General features: G+C 60.0%; 16 protein-coding genes and 1 riboswitch. Of the genes, 11 read left to right on the top strand and 5 right to left on the bottom strand.

Going from position 1 to position 15379, the window contains the following annotated elements; genetic code table 11:
* Nucleotides 1-10: 10 nt before the first annotated feature.
* Nucleotides 11-322 (bottom strand): class I SAM-dependent methyltransferase, encoded by a 312-nt coding sequence (locus BN871_RS05650; protein WP_157060212.1) that lies wholly within the window; start codon nt 320-322, stop codon nt 11-13.
* 138 nt (nt 323-460) lie between these two features.
* Nucleotides 461-655, bottom strand: coding sequence for a hypothetical protein (locus BN871_RS05645; protein ID WP_021879471.1), 195 nt, complete (start codon nt 653-655; stop codon nt 461-463).
* 286 nt (nt 656-941) lie between these two features.
* Nucleotides 942-1023: riboswitch (ZMP/ZTP riboswitch) on the top strand.
* A gap of 63 nt (nt 1024-1086) precedes the next feature.
* Here BN871_RS05645 and BN871_RS05640 point away from each other — a divergent pair.
* A complete protein-coding gene (locus BN871_RS05640; RefSeq protein ID WP_048744952.1) occupies nt 1087-1944 on the top strand; it encodes a bifunctional 5,10-methylenetetrahydrofolate dehydrogenase/5,10-methenyltetrahydrofolate cyclohydrolase in 858 nt (285 codons plus the stop codon).
* Between the two features lie 54 nt (nt 1945-1998).
* Here BN871_RS05640 and BN871_RS05635 read toward each other — a convergent pair whose 3' ends face one another.
* Entirely contained in the window at nt 1999-2394 is a 396-nt protein-coding gene (locus BN871_RS05635) for a transporter (RefSeq protein ID WP_048744951.1), read from the bottom strand.
* 38 nt (nt 2395-2432) lie between these two features.
* Complete coding sequence (locus tag BN871_RS05630) at nt 2433-2756, bottom strand: hypothetical protein (RefSeq protein WP_048744950.1); 324 nt, start codon at nt 2754-2756, stop codon at nt 2433-2435.
* 413 nt (nt 2757-3169) lie between these two features.
* Here BN871_RS05630 and BN871_RS05625 point away from each other — a divergent pair, with 413 nt between their 5' ends.
* The 6 genes from BN871_RS05625 to BN871_RS05605 all read left to right on the top strand — a co-directional run bounded on the left by BN871_RS05625 (nt 3170) and on the right by BN871_RS05605 (nt 8547).
* The gene (locus BN871_RS05625; RefSeq protein WP_048744949.1) at nt 3170-3964 is read left to right on the top strand and encodes a TerC family protein; all 795 of its coding nucleotides are present in this window, start codon (nt 3170-3172) and stop codon (nt 3962-3964) included.
* 162 nt (nt 3965-4126) lie between these two features.
* The gene (locus BN871_RS05620; protein WP_048744948.1) at nt 4127-5698 is read left to right on the top strand and encodes an ABC-F family ATP-binding cassette domain-containing protein; all 1572 of its coding nucleotides are present in this window, start codon (nt 4127-4129) and stop codon (nt 5696-5698) included.
* Between the two features lie 274 nt (nt 5699-5972).
* Complete coding sequence (locus tag BN871_RS28835) at nt 5973-6341, top strand: hypothetical protein (RefSeq protein ID WP_048744947.1); 369 nt, start codon at nt 5973-5975, stop codon at nt 6339-6341.
* A 5-nt stretch (nt 6342-6346) separates the two neighbouring features.
* Nucleotides 6347-6553: an AraC family transcriptional regulator gene (locus BN871_RS28830; RefSeq protein WP_021881184.1), complete on the top strand. Its 207-nt coding sequence runs from the start codon at nt 6347-6349 to the stop codon at nt 6551-6553.
* Nucleotides 6554-6741: 188 nt separating this feature from the next.
* The gene (locus BN871_RS05610; RefSeq protein ID WP_021881183.1) at nt 6742-7596 is read left to right on the top strand and encodes a helix-turn-helix transcriptional regulator; all 855 of its coding nucleotides are present in this window, start codon (nt 6742-6744) and stop codon (nt 7594-7596) included.
* 276 nt (nt 7597-7872) lie between these two features.
* A complete protein-coding gene (locus tag BN871_RS05605) occupies nt 7873-8547 on the top strand; it encodes an SOS response-associated peptidase (RefSeq protein WP_021881182.1) in 675 nt (224 codons plus the stop codon).
* A 184-nt stretch (nt 8548-8731) separates the two neighbouring features.
* Here the strand turns inward: BN871_RS05605 and BN871_RS05600 are convergent, their stop codons facing one another.
* On the bottom strand, nt 8732-9415 hold the full coding sequence (locus BN871_RS05600; RefSeq protein ID WP_048744946.1) for a hypothetical protein: 684 nt from the start codon (nt 9413-9415) through the stop codon (nt 8732-8734).
* 268 nt (nt 9416-9683) lie between these two features.
* On the opposite strand from BN871_RS05600, the gene BN871_RS05595 reads away from it, so the two are divergent.
* From BN871_RS05595 to map, 4 genes are all read left to right on the top strand, one after another.
* Nucleotides 9684-13280: a chemotaxis protein CheB gene (locus BN871_RS05595; RefSeq protein ID WP_048744945.1), complete on the top strand. Its 3597-nt coding sequence runs from the start codon at nt 9684-9686 to the stop codon at nt 13278-13280.
* 387 nt (nt 13281-13667) lie between these two features.
* Nucleotides 13668-13865 carry a hypothetical protein gene (locus tag BN871_RS05590; RefSeq protein ID WP_021881179.1) on the top strand — a complete coding sequence of 66 codons (198 nt, stop codon included), beginning with the start codon at nt 13668-13670 and terminating at the stop codon, nt 13863-13865.
* A gap of 159 nt (nt 13866-14024) precedes the next feature.
* Nucleotides 14025-14213, top strand: a complete 189-nt coding sequence (locus tag BN871_RS05585; protein WP_021881178.1) for a hypothetical protein — start codon at nt 14025-14027, stop codon at nt 14211-14213.
* A gap of 168 nt (nt 14214-14381) precedes the next feature.
* Nucleotides 14382-15128, top strand: coding sequence for a type I methionyl aminopeptidase (map, locus tag BN871_RS05580; RefSeq protein ID WP_048744944.1), 747 nt, complete (start codon nt 14382-14384; stop codon nt 15126-15128).
* Nucleotides 15129-15379 lie beyond the last annotated feature (251 nt).

The following is a 15379-nucleotide window of genomic DNA, read 5'->3' as shown; positions in this document are numbered from 1 at the left end:
CGCTGCGGCGTCAAAAGAACGGACTAAGCCGGCGAGCCGAAGAAGGGAGTCGAAAGATGCCCATCGCAAATGCCGCCCGGCCGAGCGGAGTGGGCGAAAGCTGACGGTCGACAACCTGGCGGAGGGCCTGCTCCTGCGTCCCCGAGAACCCGGGCTGGAAAAACGCGATCGCCCGCGACATGTTGGCGGAGATGCTGTCGTACTCTTCATCGGTCAGCAGCTGCCTGGCGATCCGGTCGTCGAAGATTTTGACCGGATTGTGCTCGGCGTGGTAGGCGCGCGAGAACGCGCTGACAAGTGCGGTCAAGCTTTTTGATTCCATGATCATCACCTCGATTCCGTTGTATCATTGGGGGGAGTGAAGAAACAACACTTGACTTTATTGTAAATTTATGTTATAATATAAAGTTCATTTTTGCATATTTCACTGTTTCGTCACATTTGGGGCGATTTCTACCATTCAGTCATACACAAATCTTCGCTGCGCCCGATAGCTGATCAGGAACAAGGAAGCTTCCGTCATCAGCTTGGCGGCGACGAGCGGAATGCCGATGCCGGAGTGGAACAGGAGCATCATGCCGTAGTTCAGCAGGACGAGCGAGAAGTACCGGGGCAGCGATTTTGTTCGCGGCTTTTTGCCGTGAGTGAAAACCATGCGGTTGGCCAGGGCGGTCAGGACGTTCGCGGTGCCCGTAATTTCACGTCGGCGACGAAGTAAGTGACGGCATCGGAGCCTGAGCCGGTCTGGACTTTCCGGATGCTTATCGTCTGGTCGTCATCTTTTGCGCCGGAAGAACATGGCCGATCACTCCTTCAAGGGGTTGTTGCCGTTATCTTAGAGCCGCTACCTGTAATGAAGCTTGAATGGGGGTGCCGATTCGGCCGGCCGCAGAAAATGCATTTACAATCCTTCCTGATTTCAGTATCATCAAAAGTAAATTCCGACTGTGCGTGACTGGCGGAGCATGGGTCCAACCATGAGGGAGCGCATGGATACAGCAGCCGTACGCCTGGGCAGAGGTAAGGGGGGATACCCCTTGCCTCTTTGCGTTTTTAAGCGGACAAAAAAAAAGGAGAGCTGCAGAAATGCCGGAGCAAACGCTGATATTGGATGGGGCCCGAGTGGCCGGGGAAATCAAGGAGCAGTTGGCCAGAAGAGTCGAGGCGCTTGCCGCAAAGGGAGTCGTGCCGTGCCTGGTTACGATTCTGGTGGGGGATGATCCGGCTTCGGAGACGTACGTCCGCATGAAAGGCAATGCCTGCCGCAAGCTCGGCATGGAGTCCAAGAGGATCCATCTCGATTCGGGAACGACGACAGGCGAGCTGGTGGACGTAATCCGCGGACTGAACGAGGATTCTGCCGTTCATGGCATCCTGCTGCAGCATCCCGTACCGGAGCAGATCGACGAGAGAGAGGCGTTCGAGGCCATCGCGATCGCCAAGGATGTGGACGGGGTCACGGCGCTCGGCTTTGCGCAAAACGCCTTCGGCTACGCAGCCTACCCATCCTGCACGCCTGCCGCTGTCGTCGCCATTCTCGACTATTACGGCCTTCCGATCGAGGGCAGGCATGCCGTCGTCGTCGGACGCAGCCCGATTCTTGGCAAGCCGGTGTCGCTCATGCTCCTGAACCGCAACGCGACCGTGACCGTCTGCCATTCCAAGACGCAGCGGCTGAACGAGATCGTAGCGCTTGGAGATATCGTCGTGGCGGCCGTCGGCAAGCCGAAGTTCATTCAGGGAGAATGGATCAAGGAAGGCGCCGTCATTCTCGATGCCGGCTACAACGAAGGGAATGTCGGCGATGCCGACTACGAGGCCTGCGCCGTCAAGGCGAGCGCGATTACCCCGGTTCCCGCGGGCGTAGGTCCGGTTACGATTGCGATGCTGCTCAAGCATACGGTGGATGCGGCGGAGAAATCGACCGTTGAGGGCAAGCTGTAGGAATGAAAAAAAGGACTGCCGAGTTTCGCTCGGCAGTCCTTTTTTTCTTCCTCATTAACAGGTGAAGGACTCGACGCTCTGCAGATCCAGGCCGGAGAACGCCCAGCTGAACCCGGTCCAGCGGAAGCCTGCGACGGATGTGCGGCCGACAAAAACGGGGTAGAACCAGAAGCCGGGCCCGAACCGGGGCCAGATGTACGTGAAGCGGAAGGAGCAGCCCGAGATGGCGCCCGGATCAACGGCGAAGGCCGAAGCAAGCGGCTTTTGCGGCACCCCTTGAGGCGGAGGCGAAGAGGGAGGCTGAGCTCCGCCCGCCCCGGGAACACCGCCCGGCGTACCGCCCGGGAATCCCCCCGGGAAACCTCCCGGCGAACCGCCCGGAAACCCGCCCGGCGCACCTCCGGGGAAACCGCCCGGAAATCCCGGGGGCGTAGGAAGCATGAAACCCATGGTCAAAACTCCTTTCTGACGATGCCGACAGCATGAGGCTACAGCAAGGTGATGGCGAGCAGATCGAACAGCACAAGCGGCAGAATCACATTGTTGTAGTACGGGTTGACCGGTCCCGGCAGGAAGGCGCGGCTGCAGCCTTCATTGGAGAGACGGATGCAAAGGATGCTCTTGTGGCAATGGACGATGTAGCTTTCAAAGACGTCTCCGTCGATCGTCTCCACCTTGACGAGCCGATTCGCATGCTGCGAGCAGAGCTGATGCAGATGGCTCTTGACCGAACGCAGCGTATGGTCGACGTGGGCTTCGCATTTGTAGAACGGCGCCGCCGCCGCTTCCGTGTGGGAATAGGATGAGCTCATGAGGATGACCCTCCTTTGATTAAACCTGGGTTATCCTATGCAGATGCCTATGGCGAGGTTACGGGCAGACAGGAAATCCGGCATTCGGTCAGCCATTCGGCTTGCTCCGGCGATGGCGGATCCGAGCCTTGCCGGGCCCGTGACATTTTCCGAATAAAAAAGAAACCATCCGGGCCCATCCCCGTACTACAACAGACCAATCATTAAAAGCTGTTCGAACACGCAAAAGATAACCGGACTCCGAAGGGGAGTAGCTGCCACAGTAAAGTCGTCAATACGAGAGCCCGCTCTCCGGCTTTACTGGCAATGCCGAACCGCATTGTTAGCGAGACCTTTGTGCATCCGAGGCTTTCATGTCCTCGGGAGACAAGGGTCTTTTTGCGTTCGGCCCGCTCATCTGGAGGAGGAAGAAGATGGATTTCGCTTTATTGATGGAATATGGATGGGTGCTGCTCGTCCTCATTGCCCTGGAAGGATTGCTGGCGGCCGACAATGCGCTCGTGCTGGCGATCATGGTGAAGCATCTGCCGGAGAAGGAACGCAAGAAAGCTCTCTTCTACGGCCTCGCCGGAGCGTTCGTGTTCCGCTTCGCGTCCCTGTTCGTCATCTCGTTCCTCGTGGACGTATGGCAGGTGCAGGCGATAGGAGCGTTGTACCTTCTGTTCATTGCCCTCAATCATATTTTCCGTAAAGTCATGGTCAAAAAAGGCGAGCGGAACGCAGAGCCGCATACCGGAGCCAAGCCCAAGAAAGCCGGGTTCTGGCCGACGGTCATCAAGGTGGAGCTGGCGGATATCGCCTTCGCCGTCGACTCCATCCTGGCTGCCGTGGCGCTGGCCGTGGCGCTGCCGGCGACGAATCTGCCGAAGATCGGCGGCATGGACGGCGGCCACTTCGCCGTCATCTTCCTGGGCGGCTTCATCGGCCTCCTGATCATGCGCTTCGCTGCCAACTGGTTCGTCAAGCTGCTGGAGAGCAGGCCGTCGCTCGAAGTCGCCGCCTTTGTCATCGTGGGCTGGGTGGGCGTCAAGCTGGCGGTGCACACGCTGGCGCATCCCGCGCTGCATGTCATCCCGCATGACTTTGCCGAATCGACAGCCTGGAAGCTGACGTTCTACATCGTGCTTGTGCTGATCGCGGCCTGCGGCTGGTTCTTGTCCGGCAAGGCCAAGACGGAACGGAAAGCGGAGACGGGAAGCTCGATGTAACGCGACATTCATTCCGAGAGGCAAGGACGGACCCCCACAGCGGTGTCCGGTCCTTTTTTTCCTCATCGCGGCGGCCGCTCGGGAATATTCTCGCCTTCGCCGCCATTGCTGGTAGAATGAAGGGAGAGTCTCTAGTCGGGGGAATGGGAAAGAGGGGAAGAGATGAGCGTCATACGGCTTGAAAATGTCACGAAGAAATACGAGGATGCTCTTATATTCCGCGAAATTTATTTTCGCGTGAGCCAGGGCGAGCGCGTCGCCGTCATCGGGCGCAACGGCGCCGGCAAGTCGACGCTGTTCAAGCTGATCATGGGCAAGGATGAGCCGACATCGGGCAAGGTGGAGGTCGATCCGAAGGCGCGGATCGGCTACTTCTCCCAATTTTCGGAGATGAGCGGCAGCCTGTCCGTCCAGCAGGAGCTGGAGCTGTGCTTCGAGCAGGTGGCCCTGATCGAGCGGGAGCTGCAGGAGGTGGCGGAGAAGCTGGGCACCGTCACGGATGACGGCGAGATGGACCGGCTGCTGACGAGGCAGGCGGAGCTGTTCGAGCAGATGGAGCACCTGGACGGCTGGAACGTGTCCGTGGAGATCAACACGGTGCTGACGAAGCTCGGGTTCAACGACCGCTCGCGCCATCAGCCGGTGGACGAGCTGTCGGGAGGCTGGCGCAACCGCGCCGCTCTCGCCAAGCTGCTCGTGGAGCAGCCCGATGTCGTCCTGCTCGACGAGCCGACCAACTACCTGGACATCGAGGGAATCGCCTGGCTGGAGCAGTGGCTGTACCGGTTCGGCGGCGCCATGATTCTGATCTCCCATGACCGGCAGTTCATCGACAAGGTCGTCACGCGGACGATCGAGATCGAGAATTATCATTTCCAGGAGTATGAAGGAAACTACACCGACTACGTCCGCAAGAAGAAAATGCGCAAGAAGGAGCTTGACCGCCAGTTCGAGTGGGAGGAGGAGCTCCTGCTCATGGAGTCGGAAGCGATCGACAGCCGGGCGGAGCGCAAGTCGGCCAAGGACCGGCTGTCGCGCAAGCTGGCCGACAGCAGGAAGCGGATCGAGCCTCATCCCGTCAATGTGCTCATTACCGACATTTACGAAAGGCTCCGGTTCCCCGACAAGCTTGCGGAGGTCAAAGGAATCGGACAAGCCTATGACGGCCGGATCATCTTCGAGAACGTCAGCTTCGATATCCAGAAGGAAGACCGTCTGGTCATTACGGGTCCGAACGGAAGCGGCAAGTCGACGCTCATCAAGGCGCTTACGGGGCAGGAGAAGCCGGAGAAAGGCGAGGTGAGCTGGGAGAAGGGCGTCGGGTACGCCTACTTCAACCGCATGTGGGAGGAGCTCGATCCGAAGGATACCGTCAGCCATGCCGTGAACACGTATGGGCTCGGGCTGGACGCGCCGCGCAAGAAGGTGAACAAGTTCCTGTCGATGCTCCAGTTCTCGGAGGCGGATCTCAGCAAGGCGATCGGCAATCTGTCCGGCGGACAGAAGGCGAGGGTAGCGCTGGCCAAGTGCCTTCTGTCCGGCGCCGCCGTCATCATCCTGGACGAGCCGACGAACCATCTCGATCTGACGAGCATCCAGGTCATGGAGCAGGCGCTGATTCATTTCCCAGGCGCCGTCGTGACGGTCAGCCATGACCGCTTCTTCATCGACAAGATCGGCACGAAGATGCTGGCCTTCGATCCGGAGGCCGGGGTGACGATGCAGAATCTGTGAGGCGGGGCGGAAGGCTCCGAGGGCGGTCCGCTATTTTGGGCGGCAAGGAACGAGCTGCAGCAGAAGCCCGCCCATGGCAGGCGAGCGCATAAAGGCCAGGCGGAGTCCTCGGGGGACTCTGCCTGGCCTTTTTTGTGGACTGAACTCATGGGTCAACAAAACAATGCGGAGGCCCCGTTCAGTCCTGGGGACGCGGCCCGGGCTCCAATCCCGTCGAAGAAGCCGTCTTGATCAGCCGGCCCTGGCGCTCAGCCGCGCCGTGGAGACGGGAGGCATGGCCGGCATCGTCGCCTCCCTGGACGAGGCGGCGGCTTCGCTGGCGGCCGGAAATGCGTCGCGTCCGGCGTTCTCCTCGGCGATGGCCGAGCTGATGACGCTGGTCATGGCTGAGCTGGGGCGTCATGGCGGCACATCTGCGGATGGACGCCATGGCTCCCTCGCCGCAAGCGTCTACCGCCACGCCAAGTGGTGCACCATGCGCGAGGAGCTGGCCGCGGGCCTGTCGGCCGTGCAGCAATCGCTGGACGCGTCGGACAGCGGCAGCGTCCTGAGGCGCATGACCGGCTTCATTGAGCGCCATTACAGCGAGCCGCTGAGGCTGGAGACGCTGGCCGAGCTGTTCGGCTACAACAGCGGTACTTAGGCAAGCTGTTCAAAAGCCATGCCGGCGTCTCCTTCAACGCCTATCTCGACCGTCTGCGCATCGAGCGGGCGATCGCCATGCTGGAGGGCGGAATGAAGGTGCGCCAGGCCGCGGAGAAGGTCGGCTACGCCAACGTCGATTATTTTCACGCCAAGTTCAAGAAGTACACGGGCAAATCCCCTTCCTTCTACAAAAAAACGGGCGAAAGCTGATGGAGTCCGATCGATTTGCTACAATAGATACATCCGGGAAGCCGGGCCCCTCCAGAGGGTGCCCGGCTTCTGCCGATGCAAAGGCTTTGGCGCGCGCCGATCGGGCAGATGCGCCGAAGCCTTGGACCAACAGCCGCAGCCGCCGGAAGCGGCTGCCGGTTTTCTAGAGATTTGGGAGAGATGAAGAAATGCCTGATACAAGACTGTTGACCTTCCGCTGCCCGCCGCTGCCCTTCCTGGTCGAGGCCAGGAGAGCGTCCTACGAAGCGGGAGAGGAGCATCCGAGCCGGACCGAGCTGGGCATGTTCGAGCTGATTCACGTCCGGCGGGGGGCTCTCTCGGTGACAGAAGAAGACAGCACCTGGACGGTGGAGCCGGGACAAGTGCTCCTTCTGCGTCCCGACCGCCCCCGGCTTGGGGCTGGAGCATGCACCGGGGAGACGGAGTTCGACTGGGTTCATTTCCAGTTCCAGGGGGAATGGGAGGAAACGGCCGAAGGGGACGAGTCCACGCTGGTCGGAGACCATTACACGCATACGGTCAGGCTGCCCAAGCTGATCGCAGGCATATCCGGCCAGCCTGCCGCTGCAGCCTTCGCCGTGCTGAACGAGGCGGCGGCAAGCGCGGATCAAGGGGCTTTCTGGGCCCGGCAGCAGAGCTTTCTCGACTTGCTGCGGCAGCTCGAGGCTGCCGGCCGGGCAGGCGTCTACCGGGCATCCGCCTCCGCGGTCGCCGAGCAGGCTGCCGCCTATATGAAGGAAAATTACCGGGAATCGGTCGCGAACGCCGATCTGGCCAGCGCGCTCGGCTACCACGCCGTCTATATCGCCCGCTGCATGGTGGAGACATTCGGCTGCACTCCGCAGCAATATCTGCTCTATTACCGGCTGGACAGAGCCAAGCTGCTGCTGCTCACGACCGACTGGCCGATCGCCCGCGTCGCCGAGGAGAGCGGCTTCAGGCAGACGCCTCATTTCTCGCGGCTGTTCGCCGCCCATGCGGGCATCCCGCCGCATCGATTCCGCAAACGGTTCACGCCTTGACTGTTCTTGACGGTTGACGGTTGATGAAGCCAAGGATCAAGGGCGCATACCGTCAACCCCGTCAATGATTCGCAGGCTGAAGGAATCGATCTCCCTTGAGGCTTCGGCCTCGGGGAGCGCCGCCGCTGACCGGCCGCCGGATTCGCCCACGGCGATGAGCAGGAGACGGCGGTCTGAGGGATATCGTTACCGCCATCCTTCCCGGCACGCGCATAACTTCCCTCCGGTTGCAGATACTGGAAGCGAGACGAACAACCGGGAAGGTGGCCAACAACTATGTGCGTGCGTTTTTCGCTTACGTCTGACATCGAGGAGCTTGAACGCCGGTTCGCGATCCGCGATGCCGTCCGGATTCCGACGATGCGCTACAATATCGCTCCGACGCAAAACGTCCCTGTCATCCGCAACAACCGCCACGGCGTGAGAATCATGGACGATGCCAGATGGGGGCTGTTTCCGTTCTGGGCCAAGGATGCCGTCAATGCCGATGTCTCGCTGCTGGAATCCAAGCCATGCTTCAAGCAGATGCTGATCAGCGGCCGCTGCATCATTCCTTGCAGCGGGATGTACGGCTGGCAGAGGGGAGCGGAGGAGAACGGACCGAAGCAGCCTCGCGCCATGCGGATCATGGTCCAGGGGCAGCCGCTGTTCGCCATGGCCGGCTTGTATGACGAGTGGAGGACGCCAGAGGGGGCGCTGATGCGCGCGGCGACGATCGTGACCGTATCGGCTTCCGGCCCGTTGTCCCTGCTGCAGGAGCGGATGCCGATCGTGCTGGACGAGGAAGGGCTGGAGGACTGGCTCAATCCGTCGATCCGCGAGTTTTCGTTCCTGCGCCGGCATCTGCAGCCGCTCGAGCCTTTTCAGCTGCGGGCTTATCCCGTCAGCAACGCCGTGGACGACGAGCTGTATGAAGCGGCGGATTGCATCGCCGAAATCCGGATGGCTTAAACCGGCATAGGCATAGGCATAGTCATGGGTATGGGCAAACGCATGAACAAAAACATAGACAAAGAAGGCCGATCTCCGGGAGATCGGCCTTCTTTGCTTCGCGGACGCTGAACAGCGGATCATTCCGGGAAAGGGGAATGCTTCAGCCTGGTCCAGGTCCGGTCCTCCGATTGCCGGAAGTCCTTCAACCCGTCGTCTCGTTGAACGCCTCGACCTCCAGCTCCCGCTCGGCCTCGGCGAGCCACAGGTCCAGCTCCAGCAGGCTGCGCACGATTGCCGCCTCTCCTCTCGCCAGGGAACGGAGGTCGGGAAGCGAGGCGGCCCGGCCGCTCAAGAGGACGGAGGGAGCCCACGGCAGGATGAGAAGCTTTTCGGCATAAGCGCGGGCGGCCGGAAGAGATTCCGGAGAATCGGCATGCAGGCAGACGGCATCCGGCGTCCATTGCATCGCGCCGAAGACGGCATGCTCCAGAGGGAGGACTGGGCCGTACATCCGGGTCGTCCATCCGCGTTCCTTGAACATGCAGGCGTCCATCCGCATGCCGAGGTCATGCGGCTCTACGTCAAGCCCAAGCAGCATGGCTTTCCGGGAAACGAGCCGGGCTCCGCTTCCCTCCAAGGGCTCCGCAGGCTCATGCCTGCATAGCAGCCACTGGCACAAGCCATAACCCAGCCGCTCTTCCGCCATTCCGATCCGCCTGGCTTCGGCCAGCAGGGCGATATGCTCGAGCGCAGGGGTGAACAATTGCTCGAACAAGGCGAGCTGGTTGGCGCCGGCTTTTTTCCAGTGGAGGACGGTCGCCTCGGCAGCCGACCGGCTGCCGGACAACAGCAGCTCCGCAAACTCTTCAATCTGCAATGGGTTCATCAGCAACCATCTCCTGTAGATCCAATCCAATCCTTGTTCAAGTTTACCTCAAGCGAGACGAGCCTTTCCATCGCAAAAAAAGACGAATATCCGATATTAATGCCGAATAAACGGAATCATTTGGAGTTTTTGCTGGACAAGAGGAAACAGACGTCCTGCGGAGAATACACTATAAGCTAATTTATCTCCGGGCAGGACGCCTGCCAGAATCGGCTTTATCCTTCGCAGCCCCATTTCCGTCCAAGCGCTCAACCAAGGAGGGACGAACATGAACAAAATACCTTCCGACAGCCAGCATTCCGAGCTTCCGCTCACCAAGGCCGAGCCGGTCCGAATCGTCGGCATCGGCGCCTCGGCGGGAGGACTGGAAGGCTTGAAGCATTTCTTTCAGCAGGCAAGTCCGGAGACCGGTCTTGCCTTTGTCGTCATTCAGCATTTGTCGCCCGACCACAAAAGCCTCATGAACGAGATTCTCTCTTTATATACGAGGATGCAGATCCATCTTGTCCGCGACGGCATGGAAGTGGAGCCGAACACGATCTATCTCGTTCCTCCGCGCAAATCGCTCTCCTTGAAAAAGAACCACTTGTGGCTTTCGGATCCGCATCCCGACGAGGTCCATTACCCGATCGACTATTTCTTCCATTCGCTGGCGGCCGATCAGGGCCAGCAGGCGATTGCCGTCGTGCTGTCCGGTACGGGCACGGACGGAACGAGGGGCATCGCAGCCGTCAAACGCAGCGGCGGAATCGTGTTCGCCCAGAACGAGGAGTCGGCGAAGTTCGACGGCATGCCTCGCAGCGCCATTGACAGCGGGCATGTCGATTTCGTGCTCGCTCCGGAGAAGATCGCGTCCAAGCTCAAATTTCCCGCTTCCTTGATTCCAAGCCCCAGCTATGCGGTGCAGGCCGCCGCCTTGAACGACTCGGAGGCGCTGCTCGCCAAGATTTTGGAGAGGGTCCGGGAGCGCACGAACATCGATTTCAGCTTTTACAAGAAGAACAGCCTGCTGCGGAGAATCGAGAAGAGGATGGCCGAGGCGGGGGCGGCAACCCTGGCCGATTATGAGCTTCTGCTGGAGTCGAGGGAGGAGGAGGTGCTGGCGCTGAGGCAGGATCTGCTCATCCACGTCACCCACTTTTTCCGCGATCCCGAAGCGTTCGACATTATCCGGGAAAAGGTGCTGCCCAAGCTGGTCCGCGCCAAGCTGCAGAACAAGAACACCGAGCTGCGGATCTGGACGGCCGGCTGCTCGACGGGCGAGGAGGCTTATTCGATCGGGATGCTTGCTCTCGAAGTGCTGGAGCAGGAAGGTCTCCAGAACCGCTTCAGCATCCGCATCTTCGCCACTGATGTGGACAAGCAGTCCATCGATTACGCCAATCACGGCGTCTATCCGCTGTCGATCGGGACCTCGGTGTCCAAGGCGCGGCTCGACAAATACTTCGTCCGCCATGGCGACACGTATCAGGTCACGCGCGAGCTGAGGCGGCTGATCGTGTTCGCCCCCCATAACCTGACGAAGGATCCGCCATTCAGCAATCTCGATCTCATCAGCTGCCGCAACATGCTCATCTACCTGCAGCCCGAGATGCAGCAGAAGGTGCTGTCGCTGTTCAACTTCGCCTTGACTCCCGGGGGCTTCCTGTTCCTGGGGCCGAGCGAGACCGTCGGCAGGCAGGACCATCTGTTCGAGCCCTCCAACGGCAAATGGAACATTTTCCGGCACAAGAGCCAGCGCAAAAACAGCGCGTCCGGCGCGACGCTGCTCATGGACGGAGCCAGGAGCCTGTCCACTCCGGGCGAGCTGAGGGAGCGGCGCAAGCAGCATGCCGGGGCGGATGCGCAGGAGAACCGCCGCCAGAGCCAGTTCTACAGTACATATGTGAATGAGCATATGGCTCCTTCCCTGCTGGTGGACGAGAAGCTCGACATCCAGCATTTGACCGGCAATGTGCAGCCGTTCCTGTCCCCGATGGAGGGCAGGCCTTCATGGAACCTGCAGAAGATGCTGGAGCCGGGGCTGGCCGTCGCGGTCATGACCGCCGTCCAGCAGATCCGCGCCGGGCTGGACGAGGTCGTATTCCGCCATCTGGTCGTGCAGACGGCGTCGGGAGAACAGCGGATCAACGTGACCGTGCGCCCGTTCTCGAAGAGCGGAGCGGCGTTCGCCGGCAGCATGCTGATCATTCTGGAGCTCGCTCCCGAGCTGGATGAAGTTCCGGTCGCTTCCATCGATCTGAACGACAGCGTCCGCAGGCAGATGGTGTGGCTGGAGCAGCAGCTCCGCTCCACCGAGGACAAGCTCCAGTCGGCGATCGAGGAGCTGGAGGCTTCCAATGAAGAGCTGCAGAGCACGAACGAGGAGCTGATCGCCTCCAACGAGGAGCTGCAGAGCACGAACGAGGAGCTGCAGGCGGTCAATGAAGAGCTGGTGACGATCAACAGCGAGTATCAGTTCAAAATCCAGGAGCTGACGGAGCTGAACAACGACATGGATCTGTTCCTTGTCAGCACCAAGATCGGCACGATCTTCCTGGATACGCAGTTCTGCATCCGCCGCTTCACTCCCGCTGTGACCAAGGAGATCCATCTTCTCAATGTGGACATCGGACGGCCGTTCCATCATATTTCGCATCAATTCTACTACGACCAGTTCGTGGAGGACGCCTCCAGGGTGCTGCAATCGCTCCGTTCGCTGGAGAAGGAAATCAAAAGCCGCAGCGGGCGCTGGTACAAGATGCGGATGATGCCTTACCGGACGCTGGAGCATCTGACCAAAGGCGTCATCATCACGCTCGTGGACATCACCGAGCTGAAGGAAGCCAACGAGGAGCTGCTGCGCCTCTCGTATGCGATCGAGCAAAGTCCGATCCTCGTCGTCATCTCCGATCTTGAAGGCGGCATCCTCTACGCCAACAGGCAGTTCCACGACCTGACGGGCGAGACGTCGGAGAGCATCTACGGCAGGCATCTGGAGTCTCTCGATGACTGGCAGGCGAGCGGCTGCAGCTTCGCGGACATCTGGGAAAAGCTCAAGCGCGGCGAAATCTGGGAGGGCGAGCTGGCCGGCATCGGCAGGGACGGAGCCGTCTACTGGGAGCAGGCCAGGCTGCTGCCGATCGTGAAGCGCGGCGAGACGATCCATTACATGAAGATTTCCGAGAACATCACCGACCGCAAGACGACGGAGGAGATGCTCCGCAAGTCGGAGATGCTCGGAGCCGTCGGCCAGCTGGCGGCCGGCATCGCCCATGAGATCCGCAATCCGCTCACCTCTCTCAAAGGGTTCACGAAGCTGATGCAGGAAGACAACCGGCGCAACTACATCTCCATCATGGCGATGGAGCTGGAGCGGATCGAGCAGATCGTCAGCGAGCTTCTCGTCCTCTCCAAGCCGCAGGCGGTCGACTTCCATCCCGTCGCGCTGGGAGCCGTGCTCCGGGATGTCGTGATGCTGATCGAGGCGCAGGCGATCATGAACAATGTGCAGCTGGAGCTGGAAATTCCGGAGAGCGATATGCTCGTGCAGGGGGTGGACAACCAGCTCAAGCAGGTGTTCATCAATCTGATCAAGAACAGCATCGAAGCGATGAGCTCCGGCGGCGTCATCCAGGTGAAGGCTTCGGTCGGCGAGGACAACATGGCCTGGACCCGGATCATCGACCAGGGCTCCGGCATCCCCCCGGAGAAGCTGGCCAAGCTGGGCGAGCCGTTCTTTTCCACCAAAGCGAAGGGAACCGGCCTGGGCCTTGTCATGACGTACAAGATCGTCGAGAACCATCATGGCAAAATGTACTACGAAAGCGAGCTCGGAAAAGGAACGACGGGCTTTGTCGGCCTTCCGATCATCCGCAGCAGCTAACCGCGGCAGAGCCGTCATCCAAGCCGGAAGCAGCGCCTTCCGGTTTTTTTCCGTTCCTCCGCTCATACAATGGGGATAGACGCTCGAAGATGGGCCAACCCATCCCTCTGGCGGCGGATGAAGGAAAGGAGAGCGATGCAAAGCCGGTGATTTTCATTTCTTTCGCCAGGCAGCGTTTAAATGGCGGTTATGCAGGGTAAAAAAGCTGAAAAGCTTGTCCTTTCCTGTCGATAATCCTTGAAGGATGGGGAATTGATGCGGTTCCGGCGATCGCCGGCTGCAGAGGGAGATGAGGGAACGGCACGGGGTGCCGCTGTTGTAAGCGCCTTACCTTTCCGATATACTTTTCCGTAATGACATTTACTGGAGAAGCGGGGGGGCGGCGGCATGGTGATTGAAGGATGGGTGACGGCTCTGACGCTGGCCTTCGGCGTTGCGGCGGCTGTCGTCGGCGTCGCGGCCTACCTGCGCTTGTACCGCCGCCAAAATCCGGACCAGGCCCCGCGCAAGGCCGAGGCGTCCTTGCGGGACAGCTGGAAATCCCAGGAGGAACCGAACGATCAAGAACTCCCTCCGCAGGAATGATTGGGAATTTGCTTCCAACCTGATGCATGAAGTGATATAATAGTGTGAAAAATACAAACATTCGCTCAACTGCCATGGAGTGTCTGCACCATAGGGATACCTGCACGTTCTCGAATCCGAGGTTTCGGATGAACATCCAGCGTTAGAGGAGGAGATTTCATGGCCAAGCACAGCCAGAATGAAGTCAAGGAAAGCCTCAAGGAACTCACGAGAATTTTTCAGCCCAAGGATCCGCGGAAGTTCGTTAAGGATTACATCCGCAAATACCGCATCACCGGCGGATATGAGGATGAGCTGACGTCACTGGTTGAGCATGAAATGGGCAGAATGAATTCCTCCGTGAGCTAGAACAAGCGAGCCTATCATATACCCGGCCCGGATACTCCCCCTGCGGAGTTCCGGGTCATTTTTGCGTGCCGTGAAGCGGCGGAATGAGGCGCGGCTCTTCCGAATAGCATAGATCGAGGGAGCTTGGAAGGCGATCTTGATCTTGGACGAGGAGCGGAGGCATCAGCCATGGCGGAATGGAAGTCGGAAGAGGAAATCGGCAGGATCCGCCGCGCGGGACGAGTCGTTGCGTTATGCCACGATGCGATCGCGAAGCGGATCGCGCCCGGCGTCACGACGCTTGAGATCGACCGTTTCGTAGAACGGCTGATGGCGGAGCATGGAGCTTACCCGGCTCAGAAGGGGTACAGAGGCTATCCTTATGCGACCTGCGCGTCGGTAGGCGAGGTCGTCTGCCACGGATTCCCGGATGCGGTGCCGCTTCAGGAGGGAGATATCGTGACGATCGACATGGTTGCCGATGTGGACGGCTGGAAGGCCGACTCGGCCTGGACCTATGCGATCGGAAAGGGAGACTCCGGCGTGCAGTCGCTGATGGCGGGCGCCCGCCAGGCGATGCTGAAGGGGATCGGCCAGTGCCGGGTCGGACGCCGGCTCGGCGACATCGGCGCCGCGGTCGTCCAGTCGGCGAAGGAGACGGGGCATTCGGTCGTGTCCAGCTTCGCCGGGCATGGAATCGGACGCTCCATCCACGAGCCGCCGGAGGTGAACCATGTCAGCAGAGGCGGCAGCGGAGCGGTTCTGCAGCCCGGCATGGTGCTGACGGTCGAGCCGATTCTGACGGCTGGGGGGCCGGAAGTATGGATTGCCCATGACGGCTGGACGGCGCGGACGAGCGACCGTTCCTGGTCGGCGCAATACGAGCATACGGTTGCCATAACCGAGCAGGGACCGGTTATCCTTACTTGTTTGTAAAAGCGGGGATGTCGGCTCGAAAAAAGTTATCCCCCAATCTATGCACATATGCACAATTGATATCCACAATATCCACAGGGTTGTAGGGATAACTTGAACGGGCAGCCTGCAACCGTGAACCTATGGATTCATAAAGGCTTTTTCGGCAGTTGTTGTCCCCTTGTGGATAAAAAATGAATCGGCCTCTTCCATGCGGAAGAGGCCTTTCTGTGGATAGCTTCGATGATTGACGGTGGCGACGGGCTAGTGAG

Source organism: Paenibacillus sp. P22 (assembly GCF_000469945.2).
Taxonomy (GTDB): Bacteria; Bacillota; Bacilli; order Paenibacillales; family Paenibacillaceae; genus Paenibacillus_O; species Paenibacillus_O humicus.
This window is presented reverse-complemented; position numbering and strand designations above follow the sequence as displayed.